The organism is Streptomyces sp. MZ04, assembly GCF_004684775.1.
Taxonomy (GTDB): Bacteria; Actinomycetota; Actinomycetes; order Streptomycetales; family Streptomycetaceae; genus Streptomyces.
In genome coordinates this window covers 1-12832 of sequence record NZ_SRIC01000067.1, presented here as the reverse complement: position 1 = coordinate 12832, position 12832 = coordinate 1, and the positions used below count along the sequence as shown (strand labels likewise).

Sequence of the window (12832 nt, the reverse complement as noted above, 5' to 3'; positions counted from 1 at the left end):
CTCCATGACCCAACTACTGGAACGTAAGCCGGAGTTGACCGGAAACGGCGTCACCCCCGCCGCCCGCACCGCGCGGCGCAAGGCGTTCCTGCACTGGATCGCCGTACACACGCTCGGCGTCACCGTGGCGCTGTTCTTCGTGCTGCCGTTCGTCTTCGTGTTCCTCACCTCGCTGATGAGCGACCAGCAGACACTCACCCGCGATCTGATCCCGGACACCTGGGAGTGGTCGAACTACAGCAAGGTCTTCGACACCCCCGGCTTCCTGACCTGGTGGCGAAACACCTTGTTGTACGCGGGACTCGGCACCCTCCTGACGGTGGTGTCCTCGCTGCCCGTGGCGTACGCGCTCGCCAAGTTCCGCTTCAGGGGCCGCAATCTCTCCCTGATGCTGGTCATCTCGATGATGATGCTGCCGCCGCAGGTCATCGTCATCCCGATGTACCTGTTCTGGGCGAAGCAGCTCGATCTGTCCGGCACACTGTGGCCGCTGATCATCCCGATGGCGTTCGGCGACGCGTTCTCCATCTTCCTGCTGCGGCAGTTCCTGATGACCATCCCGAACGAGTACATCGACGCCGCGAAGGTCGACGGCTGCGGCGAGCTCAGGACCCTGCTCAGGGTCGTGCTGCCGATGGCCAAGCCCGGCATCGCCGCCGTCGCCCTGTTCCAGTTCTTCTACGCCTGGAACGACTACTTCGGGCCGCAGATCTACGCGTCCGAGAACCCGGGCGCCTGGACCCTTTCGTACGGCCTGGAGTCGTTCAAGGGCGCGCACCACACCGACTGGAATCTGACCATGGCCGCGACCCTGCTGGTCATGGCCCCTGTGATCCTCGTGTTCTTCTTCGCGCAGAAGGCGTTCGTCGAAGGTGTCACGCTGACCGGAGTGAAGGGCTGAACATGAAACTCGCCGTGGTGGGCGGAGGCTCCACCTACACCCCCGAACTCATCGACGGATTCGCCCGGTTGAGGGACACGCTCCCCATCGAGGAGCTGGTGCTCGTCGACCCGGCGGCCGACCGCCTCGAGCTGGTCGGCGGTCTGGCCCGGCGCATCTTCGCCAAGCAGGGCCACCCGGGCCGGATCGTCACCACCGCCGACCTGGACGCGGGCGTGGAGGGCGCCGACGCGGTCCTGCTCCAGCTGCGCGTCGGCGGCCAGGCCGCGCGTGCTCAGGACGAGACGTGGCCGCTGGAGTGCGGCTGCGTCGGCCAGGAGACGACGGGCGCGGGCGGCCTGGCGAAGGCGCTGCGGACGGTGCCGGTGGCCCTGGACATCGCCGAACGCGTACGGCGTACGAATCCGCACGCCTGGATCATCGACTTCACCAACCCGGTGGGCATCGTCACCCGCGCCCTCCTCCAGGCCGGGCACAAGGCGGTCGGCCTGTGCAATGTGGCGATCGGCTTCCAGCGCAAGTTCGCGAAGCTCCTCGACGTGACCCCCGGTGACATCCATCTGGAGCACGTGGGCCTGAACCACCTCACCTGGGAGACGGCGGTGCGCCTCGGCGGCCCCGAGGGCGAGAACGTGCTCCCCAGGCTGCTCGCCGAGCACGGCGACGCGATCGCGGCGGATCTGCGCCTGCCGCGCCACGTCGTCGACCGCCTCGGTGTCGTCCCCTCGTACTACCTGCGCTACTTCTACGCCCACGACGAGGTCGTACGCGAACTGCGCACCAAGCCGTCGCGGGCCTCCGAAGTCGCCGCGATGGAGCGGGAATTGCTGAGGATGTACGGCGATCCGGCCCTCGACGAGAAGCCGGAACTGCTCGCCAAGCGGGGCGGGGCCTTCTACTCGGAGGCCGCGGTCGACCTGGCGGCGGCGCTGCTGGCAGGAGGGGGCAGCCCGTACCAGGTGGTCAACACCTACAACCGCGGCACGCTGCCGTTCCTGCCCGACGACGCGGTCATCGAGGTGCAGGCGGCGGTCGGCACGAAGGGGGCCACGCCGCTCGCCGTGCCCGAACTCGACCCGCTGTACACGGGGTTGATCGCCCATGTCACCGCGTACGAGGACCTGGCCCTGGAGGCGGCGCTGCGGGGCGGCCGCGACCGCGTCTACCGCGCCCTGCTCGCCCACCCCCTGATCGGGCAGTTCGAGTACGCCGAGCAGCTCACCGATCAGCTGATCGCGCACAACCGGGAGCACCTCGCGTGGGCATGAGCGGTTCCGTATCCGGGTCGGTTCTCGCGATCGACGCGGGCAACAGCAAGACCGACGTCGCGTTGGTCGCCGCGGACGGCACGGTCGTCGCGGCGGCGCGGGGCGGAGGGTTCCAGCCGCCGACGGTGGGTGTCGAGACCGCGGTGGACGTCCTGGAGGCTGCGGTGCGCGAAGTGTTCGCGGCCGCCGGGGCCGACGGGGCCGACCATGTCTCGGCGTGCCTCGCCAACGCCGATCTCCCGGTGGAGGAGGAGCAGTTGGCGGCGGCGCTTGACGCGCGTGGCTGGGGCGCGAGTGTGACCGTACGCAACGACACCTTCGCGATTCTGCGGGCGGGGGTCGCCGAGCCGCGCGGGGTCGCCGTGGTGTGCGGTGCGGGCATCAACTGCGTGGGCATGCGGCCCGACGGACGCACGGCCCGCTTCCCCGCCATCGGGCGGATCTCCGGTGACTGGGGCGGCGGCTGGGGCCTCGCGGAGGAGGCCCTGTGGCACGCGGCCCGTGCGGAGGACGGGCGCGGGGGGCCGACCTCGCTGTCGCGCACGCTGCCGGCGCACTTCGGACTGCCGTCCATGTACGCGCTGATCGAGGCGCTGCACCTGTCCCGGATCGACGAGCTGCGGCGGCATGAACTGACGCCGGTCCTCTTCGCCACGGCGGTCGAGGGGGACGCCGTGGCACGGTCCATCGTGGACCGCCTCGCGGAGGAGGTGGTGGCGATGGCGGGCGTCGCCCTGGCCCGGCTCGGCCTCCTGGAGGAGGAGACGCCGGTGCTGCTCGGGGGGAGCGTGCTGGCTGCCGGGCATCCTCAACTGGACGATGCCATCCACGCGTTGCTGGCCTCGCGCGCCCCGAAGGCGGTTCCTCGCGTGGTGTCCGTACGTCCCGTGCTGGGGGCGGCGCTGCTCGGCCTCGACCATGTGGGGGCGTCGGCGGGGGCGCTGGAGCGGGTGCGGGGGCACTACGAGGGCTAGCGCCCTCCGGTCCCGGGCCGGACCCGCACAAAGTGACAACCCCCCTCGGGCCATGGAACCGAACGGCTCGGATTCGCGTATTCAAGGGCAGGGGTGGTGCGCGATCTTCGCGTTGTTCGAGGGACGGTCGTCCGGGCAGGATGATCGGAACAAGATCCAGTCAATGCCTGTGCGGATGTCAGTCCCTGCGGCAATACTTGCGGCCGTGCACTTCTTCCCGCGCCGCGTACGGCGGGCGGAGGTGACCGTCCGATGACCGAGGGGGAGGTCGAGGTCAAGGTGACATACCCGCCGAACGGCAGCGCCGCGCCGCCGGGACAGCCTGCGCCGACGATGCCCGCCGTCCCGCCTCAGGCGGGCGCCGCACCGGCCGCGCCTGCCGCGTCGTCGACGGCTCCCGCTCCCCCGCGCCGGCCCGCGTGGGTCGAGGGCCGGGACCGGCTGCGCGCCGCAGCGACGACGGAACCGGGCAAGCTGCGCATCATCGGCGCCGTGCTCGCCCTGCTCGTCGTGGCCTTCGGGGCGGTCACCACCTGGCAGATGACCAGCCGTTCGGACGCCGCGGACAGCGTGCTCAACCGCAGCCAGCCGCTGAGCGCCGACGCGGCGGCGATCTACCGCTCCCTGGCCGACGCCAACACGGCGGCCTCCAGCGGCTTCCTGGCGGGCGGGCAGGAGCCGGCCGACGTCCGCGACCGGTACAACCGCGACATCAAGAACGCCTCCGAGAAGCTCGCGAACGCCGCGTCGAACGCGGGCGCGGGCTCATCGGCGGCGACATCGGTGGGCGAGCTGAACAAGCTGCTCCCGGAGTACACAGGGCTGATCGAGCGCGCCCGCGCGAGCAACCGCCAGGGCCTCCCCCTGGGCGGCGCCTATCTGCGGTACGCGAACGACAAGATGCAGAAGCAGATGCTCCCGGCCGCCGAGAAGCTCTACACGGCGGAGAATCAGCGGCTGAGCGCCGACTACGACGCCGCGAAGCCCTACCCGTGGTTCGCCATCGCGCTCGGCGTGATCGCGCTCGGCGCCCTCGGCTGGGCCCAGCGGCGCAACTATCGGCGGACGAACAGGGTGTTCAACCACGGCCTGGTCGCCGCGACGGCCGCCTCCGCTGTCGTGCTGCTCTGGCTCGTCGCCGGGCACACCTTCGCGCGGTCGGGGCTCAGCGATTCGTACGACCACGGCGTGAAGTCGCTGAACGTCCTGAACGACGCCCGCATCGACTCGCTCAAGGCCCGCGGCAACGAGAACCTGACGCTGGTCAGCCGTGGCGCCGAGACCGTCGAGGTCGGCGCGGGCGACGCCAAGGAGATCAAGGACAAGTTCGACGTCGACTATCAGGCGTCGATGAAGCGGCTCGGCAGCGCCGACAGCGGGCTGCTCGGCAAGGCCGTGGCCATCGCCGACGACGACGCGGGCAAGAACCCCGTCAAGGACGCCGCGAAGAACGTGGGGGTCTGGAAGGACCGCCACAAGACCGCGCGGGACATCGACGACGCGGGCAACTACAAGGGCGCGCTCGACAAGATCGTCGGCGACAAGAAGGACGAGCCGACCGGCGAGTGCTTCGACAACGTGGACGACGCCCTCGAGGTCGCCCTCGCGCACGAGCAGCGCGAGTTCAAGCAGGCGGCCGGTGACGGCAAGAGCGCGATGGACGGCCTCCCGCAGGGTGCCGCCGTGCTCGCGGTGCTCGCCGCGGCCGGTGCCGTGCTCGGCATCGGGCGCAGGCTTTCGGAGTACCGGTGAGAGGGGGCGAGCGGACGATGCGTACGCGAGGAACGGCGAGGCTGCGCGGCTGGGGCGGAGCTGCCGCCATGGCGGTGGCCTGTGCCCTCACGGGCTCCCTCGTGCTCGTGCTGCCGGAGGCGGGCGGCGCGGCCCGGGACGACGACGGCGCGAGCCGCGCGGGTCAGGGCTCGGCGGCGGCCGCTCCCGCGCGTGCCGAGGAGTGCGAGAAGCCGGAGGCCAGCCTGTCGCCGGACGACAAGGACGGTCCGACGATCGACGCGATCCGGGCCCGCAAGGTCAAGAAGCTGATCATCGGCGTCGACCAGAACAGCTACCGCTGGGGCTATCGCGACCCGAACAAGAAGACGGCGACGCTCGAAGGCTTCGACATCGACCTGGCGCACAAGATCGCCGAGGAGATCCTCGGCGACCGCGACGCCGTCCTCTTCCGTGCCATCCCGACCAACCAGCGCGTCAAGGCGATCCAGAGCGGCCAGGTCGACATGGTCGTACGGACGATGACGATCACCTGCGAGCGCGAGAAGGAAGTGGCCTTCTCCACCGCCTACTTCAAGACCGGCCAGCAGGTCCTCGCCCCCAAGTCGTCGAAGATCACCGGGTTCGACGACTCGCTCGACGGCAAGAGGGTCTGCTCCGCGAAGGGTTCGACCGCGCTCACCAAGCTCGAGGAACTCAAGAAGAAGGGCCTCGATGCCGACATCGGGACTACGGTTCCGAACCAACTCGACTGTCTGGTACGGCTCCAGCTCGGCGAGGTCGACGCCGTCGTGACGGACAGCGCACTCGCCGCGAGCCAGGCCGCCCAGGACCCGACGGTCGAGCTGAAGGGCGACGCGCCGCTCAACACGGAGTACTACGGCGTGGCGATGAAGAAGCCGGAGAAGGGCGCGGACGACCTGGTGCGGCGGGTCAACCAAGTCCTTGAGGACTACCGCAAGGACAAGGACAACGGCTGGCGGAAGTCGTACGACGACTGGCTCGAGCCCGCCCTCGGCACATCGGCGGGACCGCCCGCACCTACGTACACCGACTGACCCAAGTGCACGGCAACGCAGAGCGGAGAGGTGATCGATGAGCGTCGCGGGACCCCCCGGTCCTGTGATGGACCGGGACGAGGCGGACCGTGCGCTGGCGCGGCTCGACGCCGAGCACGAGGCGATCGAGACCTCGCTCCTCGCCCTGCAGGATCACGCGGGCCGACGCCTCCTGGAGGGTGCGGGCCTGACCGGCACCACCCAGGAGCGCTGGACGGCCACAGAGCGGCAGATCACCCTGCTCTGGGCATACTTCGACGCGTACGCGGGTGCGCTGAACACCGCCCGCGACATCCGCGCCCGCAGACGCTGGCCCAACCGTGACGACCTGACGGAGCTCACCGAGCTGCTGCGCGGGGAGAGCGTCACCGTCGCCGGCGGCGCCGCCCCCGCGCCGTCGTCGATCACCGGACCCGCCAAGCTGACCGAACGCTTCACGCTCGTCGACCTCGTCTCGCGGATGAACGACCTGTACGCGCACTCGCTCGACATGGTCGTCGCCGCCGACGCGGTGTGGTCGGCGCTGCCCGCCCGCATAGACCTCCTGGCGGCGGAGCTGCAGCGCACCCGCCAGCTCGCGCACTCCGTGGGCGTACGGCCGGGCGAGCATCCGGCGGGCGACGACCTGGAGCGGATCACGGCGGAACTGACGCTCCTGCGCGAGCAGGTGGTGACCGACCCGCTGGCCTTCTGGCAGCCCGCGACGGGCAGTTCGGCCCCCGGCGGCGGCCGCCCGCACACCGAGCGGTACGACCGCGAGGCGCGCGCCCTGGAGGACGTACGCCGGGAGATCGACGCGGTGCTCACCGTCCGGCAGGACGCCGAGCTGCGGCTCGGCAGGCTGCGCGACGTGCTCTCCCGCGCGGACCGCACGCTCGCCGAGGCGCGGTCCGCGCGCGGCGAGGTCCTCGCCAAGATCGCCGCCTCCGAAGTGCCCGCCGTGAGCGGCCCGCCGACGGCGCTGCAGGAGCAGCTGGCCATGGCGTCCGACTACCGCAGGCACGCCCAGTGGCACCGCCTCTCCCCGCTCCTGGAGTCCCTGGAGCAGAAGGCCGAGGACGAACTCCTGCGCGCCCGCGAGTCGTTGACGGCCGTCACCCAGCCCCTCGCGGTCCGCGCCGAACTGCGCGGCCGCCTGGACGCGTACAAGGCGAAGGTCGGCAGGCTCGGCTTCTCCGAGGACCCGCTCCTGATCGAGCGGTACGACGCCGCGCGCCGGATGCTGTGGAGTGCGCCCTGCGATCTGCGCGTGGCCGAGCAGGCGGTGCTCCGCTATCAGCAGGCGGCCGCCGAAGTCCTTGCACCGAGGGTGCCGCAACAGGGCGGTCCCACCGACCGGAGGGGGGAAGCATGAGTGAGCAGCGGAAGTGCCAGCGACCCGGATGCACAGGGTCGTACGAGGACGTGGGCGGCGGCGAGCTGTACTGCGACACCTGTGGCCTGGCCCCGGTCGTCTCGCCGACCGGCATGGTGTCATCGCCCCCGACCGGCCTGACCGGCGGCGGCAAGGGCTCCAGCAGCAGCAGTTCCAGGTCGAGTTCGCGCGCCTCGTCCCGGTCGTCGCGCTCCCAGTCCTCGCGCCGTTCGGTGTCGGGGCGGCTCTCGCGTTCCCTGTCCGGCAGTACGGCGTCGTCGCGTTCGGTCTCGGTGCGCAGCTCGGGATCGGCGGCAGGATCGTCCGGGCGCAGCCGGCTGGGCATGGGCCTGGTGCAGGTGCCGGAGGTGCCGCGCCCCGACCCGCGCCAGGCGGTGCAGGAGAACCCCGAGGTGCCCGAGCGGAAGCGGTTCTGCTCGCGCTCCGACTGCGGGGCGCCGGTGGGCCGCGCGCGCGGTGACCGGCCGGGCCGCACGGAGGGGTTCTGCACCAAGTGCGGCCACCCGTACTCGTTCGTGCCGAAGCTGAGCACCGGCGACATCGTGCACGGCCAGTACGAGGTCGTGGGCTGTCTGGCGCACGGCGGGCTCGGCTGGGTCTATCTCGCCATCGACCGCGCGGTCTCCGACCGCTGGGTGGTCCTCAAGGGCCTGCTCGACACGGGCGACCAGGACGCGATGGCGGCCGCGATCTCCGAGCGCCGCTTCCTCGCCGAGATCGAGCACTCCAACATCGTCCGCATCTACAACTTCGTGGAGCACCTCGACCAGCGCACGGGCTCCATGGACGGCTACATCGTCATGGAGTACGTCGGCGGAAAGTCCCTGAAGGAGATCGCCAACGGCCGTCGCACGGCGGAGGGCAAGCGCGATCCGCTGCCGGTCGAGCAGGCCTGCGCGTTCGGCATCGAGGCCCTGGAAGCGCTCGGGCATCTGCACAGCCGCAATCTTCTGTACTGCGACTTCAAGGTCGACAACGCGATCCAGACCGAGGACCAGCTCAAGCTGATCGACATGGGCGCGGTCCGCCGGATGGACGACGAGGAATCGGCGATCTACGGCACGGTCGGCTATCAGGGCCCCGAAGTCGCGGAGGCGGGCCCTGCGGTGGCCTCCGACCTCTACACGGTGGCGCGCACCCTGGCGGTGCTCACCTTCGACTTCCAGGGCTATACGAACGTGTTCGTGGACTCCCTGCCGGACCCCGACAACATCGAGGTCTTCCGCAAGTACGAGTCCTTCTACCGCCTGTTGGTGCGCGCCACCGACCCCGACCCGGCCCGCAGGTTCGCCTCCGCGCAGGAGATGGCGGAGCAGCTCACGGGCGTCCTGCGGGAGGTCGTCGCGCTGCAGACGGGGCGGCCTAGGCCCGCGCTGTCCACGCTGTTCGGGCCCGAGGTGAAGGTCACGGACACGGAGTTGTTCGCCGAGCTCACCGAGGACGCATCCAGCCTCGGGGCGCGTGCGCTGCCCACCGGGCGCCGCGAGCTCACCGCAGGCACGGGAGCCGGTCAGGGAGCACTGCCCGCACCGCCGTCCGCGCCGCCCGCCCGCATCGTCCGCCACCTCGACGCGCCCGCCACGTCGCTCGCGCTTCCGGTGCCCCGCGTCGACCCGAACGACCCGAACGCCGGGTTCCTCGCCGGGCTCATGGCCTCCGCGCCCGCCGAGCTGATCACCGCGCTGCGGGCCGCGCCCGCCGACTCGGTGGAGCTGCGGCTGCGCGGGCTTCGGGCCCGGCTCTCCATGGGTGAACCGGAAGCCGCCGCACAGGCGTTGGCGGAGCTCGAGGTGCAGCATCCGGACGACTGGCGGGTGGTCTGGTACCGGGGCATCGCCTCGCTGGCGACCGGTGACCACGAGACGGCGGCACTGTCCTTCGACGCCGTGTACGACGCGTTCCCCGGCGAACCCGCGCCCAAGCTGGCCCTCGGCGTCTGCGCGGAGGTGCTCGGGCAGCTGGACAACGCGGCCGAGTACTACCGCCTCGTGTGGACCACCGACCCGAGCTATGTCAGCGCGGCGTTCGGCCTGGCCCGCGTGCAGCTCGCGGCGGGCGACCGGCGGGGCTCCGTGAGCACCCTGGAGTCGGTGCCGGAGGCCTCGATCCACTACACGGCGGCCCGGGTGGCCGCGGTCCGGGCGAGGCTGCGCCGGCGTCTGGCGGCGGAGACCGCGCCGCCGCCCGGCGGCGCTTTCCTCGACTTCCTGGACGACCTGACGGCGGCCGCGGGGCAGGTGGAGGCCCTCGCGGGCTTCGGCCTCGACGCGGTGCGCCGGGAGCGACTGTCGACCGAGGTCCTCGGCACGGCGCTGGACTGGGTACTCTCCGGTGGTCACTCTGGTCACGCCGCCGCGCCGCCTACGGCGTCGTCGGGCCCGCGGACCGTGCTCCTTGGCAGCGACCTCGACGAGCGCGGACTCCGCTTCGGCCTCGAGCGCTCGTACCGAACACTTGCCCGGCTCGCCCAGGGTGGCGAGGAGAGGATCGAACTGGTGGAACGGGCCAACCGATTCCGCCCCCGGACGTGGGTGTGAAGATGTCGCAGATGCACCAGCAGACTGCCGGGGCCGCCGGTTCCACGTGCCCCGGCTGCGAAGAGCCGCTGGAGGCGGGTGACCTCTTCTGCGGCGCCTGCGGGTATGACCTGTCGGCGCAGCCGGTGGGCGCCGCCGACGCGGGCGACCACCCCACGATCGCGATCAACGGCTCGGCGCCAGAAGCACCGCCGGCGCCCCGGGCGTCCGACGCCTCATCCGCGGACTGGCCCGTCGCCCCGGACGTGGACAGCTCGGACATGCCGGTGCCGGCGCACCTGCCGACCGACCTGCCGGGCACGGACTCGGCGGGTGCGGAGCTCTCGGTGGACGCGCGGATCGCCGAAGCCGAGCGGCCCGCCGAGCCGGACGAGTACCCGCTGCCCGCGCCGGGCGCCCGCCCCGGGCCCGAGCCCGCCGATCCTCGTACGGCGCTGCCCGATCCGACGCCGCCGGCCGGCACCAAGCTCTGCGTGGCGTGCCGTTCGGGCCGCGTCGACCCGGACGGCTACTGCGAGAACTGCGGGCACGCGCAGCCCCGCGAGCGCGACCACATGGAGCAGGAGCTCGACGCGGTCGCCGCGGTCAGCGACCGGGGCCTGCGCCACCACCGCAACGAGGACGCGTTCGCGATCTCCTCGGCCGCGCTGCCGGACGGTTCGCCCGCCGTCGTCGCGATCGTCTGCGACGGCGTCTCCTCCGCGACCCGCCCCGACGAGGCCTCCTTCGCCGCGTCGCGCGCGGCCAACGAGGCGCTGCTCGACGCGCTTCCGCGCGGCACGCATCCGCAGCAGGCCATGCACGAGGCGATCCTCGCGGCGTCCGACGCGGTGAACGCCCTTGCCGCGGAGCCCACTCAGGCCAGGGAGCACTCCCCGCACCAGAACGCGCCCGCGTGCACCCTCGTCGGCTCGATCGTCGCCGGTGGCCTGCTCGTCGTCGGCTGGGTCGGCGACAGCCGCGCCTACTGGGTCCCCGACGACCGCAGCGGCCCGACGGTCCGGCTCACCGAGGACGACTCGTGGGCCGCGCAGATGGTGGCGGCGGGTCTGATGAACGAGGCGGAGGCGTACGCGGACGAGCGTGCGCACGCCATCACGGGCTGGCTCGGCGCCGACGCGTACGAACTGGAGCCGCACACCGCTTCCTTCAAGCCGGACCGTGCGGGTGTAGTGGTGGTGTGCACGGACGGACTGTGGAACTACGCGGAGGCGGTGGAGGAGATGGCACGCGCCGTACCCGCCGATTCCGCCGAGCGGCCGCTGCACAGCGCCCAGGTCCTGGTCGGTCACGCCCTGGACGGCGGGGGCCACGACAACGTAACAGTGGCCGTTCTGCCGTTCCGTGTCATGCCGCAAGGGGCAGGATCGGCCTAGAGAAGGCCCCGGCAACGGGCCTCGGGGCACACGCACTTGTCACCCACCGGCTTGGGGAAGCGGGTGGGACGTCTAGGGGGAGCAGGGATCCATGGCCAACTTCTCGAAGTCGAACGTGCCGCAGTTCTCGGTCGACGTGTATCAGAACGAGTACCTCCCGGAGGGCGGCCGCGAGGTCAACGCGATCGCCACGGTGACCTCGACGGGCGGTGGCACGGTCGGTACCGCGGTGAGCGCCCCGCACCTCTACTCGGCGGGGCAGACCCCGGACGCGGCCGTGGCGATCATGGTCGACTGCTCAGGGTCGATGGACTACCCGCCGACGAAGATGCGCGGGGCCAGGGATGCCACGTCCGCCGCGATCGACGCCGTACGTGACGGAGTCCACTTCGCGGTGATCGGCGGCACGCATGTCGCCAAGGAGGTCTACCCGGGGGACGGCCGTCTCGCGGTCGCCGACGCGCACACGCGGGGCGAGGCCAAGCAGGCGCTGCGCAAGCTCAGCGCGGGCGGCGGCACGGCGATCGGCACCTGGCTGCGCCTCGCCGACCGGCTGCTCGCCTCGGCCGACGTATCGATCCGGCACGGAATCCTGCTGACCGACGGCCGCAATGAACACGAGTCACCCGAGGACCTGAAGGCCGCGCTCGACTCCTGCGCGGGCCGCTTCACCTGCGACGCCCGCGGCGTCGGCACGGACTGGGAGGTGAAGGAGGTCACGGGCATCGCCTCCGCGCTGCTCGGCACGGCCGACATCGTCGCCGACCCCTCGGGCCTGTCCGCCGACTTCACGCAGATGATGGAGGCGGCGATGGGCAAGGAGGTCGCCGACGTCAGTCTGCGGCTGTGGACGCCGATGGGCGTGGAGATCAAGTTCGTCAAGCAAGTGGCGCCCACGGTCGAGGAGTTGACCGACCGCCGTACGGAGGCGGGACCGCGTGCCGGGGACTATCCCACCGGGTCCTGGGGCGACGAGTCCCGCGACTACCACATCTGTGTCGAGGTGCCGAACGCCGAGCTCGGCCAGGAGATGCTCGCGGCCCGCGTCTCGCTGATCGTGCCGCAGCCGGACGGCAGCGCCCAGACGCTCTCGCAGGGCCTGGTGCGGGCGGTGTGGACGGACGACATGGCCGCATCGACGTCGATCAATCCGCAGGTGGCGCACTACACGGGCCAGGCGGAACTGGCACAAGTCATCCAGCAGGGCCTGGACGCGCGCAAATCGGGAGATGTCGACGGAGCAACGGCCAAACTGGGTCGCGCCGTTCAGCTCGCGAGCGCCTCGGGGAACGAGGACACCGCGAAGCTGCTTTCGAAGGTGGTCGACGTGGTGGATGCCGTGGCAGGTACTGTTCGATTGAAGGCGAGGGTCGCCGAGGCCGACGAGATGACTCTCGAGACGCGGTCCACGAAGACTGTTCGTGTGAAGAAGTAGCACCGCAAGTACTGAGCAATAGCCCCATGTAGTGGCCCCACCAACAGCACGTACGGCCCTCGGGCCGGAGAAGGAGAGGGGGAAGCGCCGACATGCCGACCTGCCCGAACGGACACCAGTCGGGTTCCGACGACTGGTGCGAGGTCTGCGGTCACCGCATGGCCGGTGCCGTACCGC

At 71.3% G+C, this 12832-nt stretch carries 9 protein-coding genes; all 9 read left to right on the top strand.

Annotated elements, in window-relative coordinates:
* Positions 1 to 4 precede the first annotated feature (4 nt).
* The 9 genes from E2651_RS16765 to E2651_RS16715 all read left to right on the top strand — a co-directional run bounded on the left by E2651_RS16765 (position 5) and on the right by E2651_RS16715 (position 12655).
* The gene (locus tag E2651_RS16765; protein ID WP_135331952.1) at positions 5 to 901 is read left to right on the top strand and encodes a carbohydrate ABC transporter permease; all 897 of its coding nucleotides are present in this window, start codon (positions 5 to 7) and stop codon (positions 899 to 901) included.
* A 2-nt stretch (positions 902 to 903) separates the two neighbouring features.
* On the top strand, positions 904 to 2169 hold the full coding sequence (locus E2651_RS16760) for a 6-phospho-beta-glucosidase (RefSeq protein WP_135331951.1): 1266 nt from the start codon (positions 904 to 906) through the stop codon (positions 2167 to 2169).
* Positions 2166 to 3143: a BadF/BadG/BcrA/BcrD ATPase family protein gene (locus E2651_RS16755; protein WP_135331950.1), complete on the top strand. Its 978-nt coding sequence runs from the start codon at positions 2166 to 2168 to the stop codon at positions 3141 to 3143. Before E2651_RS16760 ends, E2651_RS16755 begins: the two co-directional genes overlap by 4 nt.
* A 279-nt stretch (positions 3144 to 3422) precedes the next feature.
* Positions 3423 to 4895 carry a hypothetical protein gene (locus tag E2651_RS43945; protein ID WP_209446169.1) on the top strand — a complete coding sequence of 491 codons (1473 nt, stop codon included), beginning with the start codon at positions 3423 to 3425 and terminating at the stop codon, positions 4893 to 4895.
* A 17-nt stretch (positions 4896 to 4912) separates the two neighbouring features.
* Complete coding sequence (locus E2651_RS16735; protein WP_135331948.1) at positions 4913 to 5932, top strand: glutamate ABC transporter substrate-binding protein; 1020 nt, start codon at positions 4913 to 4915, stop codon at positions 5930 to 5932.
* 37 nt (positions 5933 to 5969) lie between these two features.
* Positions 5970 to 7286 (top strand): hypothetical protein, encoded by a 1317-nt coding sequence (locus tag E2651_RS16730; RefSeq protein ID WP_135331947.1) that lies wholly within the window; start codon positions 5970 to 5972, stop codon positions 7284 to 7286.
* A complete protein-coding gene (locus E2651_RS16725) occupies positions 7283 to 9844 on the top strand; it encodes a serine/threonine-protein kinase (RefSeq protein ID WP_135331946.1) in 2562 nt (853 codons plus the stop codon). The genes E2651_RS16730 and E2651_RS16725 overlap by 4 nt, the downstream gene beginning before the upstream one ends.
* A gap of 2 nt (positions 9845 to 9846) precedes the next feature.
* On the top strand, positions 9847 to 11220 hold the full coding sequence (locus E2651_RS16720; protein WP_135331945.1) for a PP2C family serine/threonine-protein phosphatase: 1374 nt from the start codon (positions 9847 to 9849) through the stop codon (positions 11218 to 11220).
* 91 nt (positions 11221 to 11311) lie between these two features.
* Positions 11312 to 12655, top strand: a complete 1344-nt coding sequence (locus tag E2651_RS16715; protein WP_135331944.1) for a VWA domain-containing protein — start codon at positions 11312 to 11314, stop codon at positions 12653 to 12655.
* Positions 12656 to 12832 lie beyond the last annotated feature (177 nt).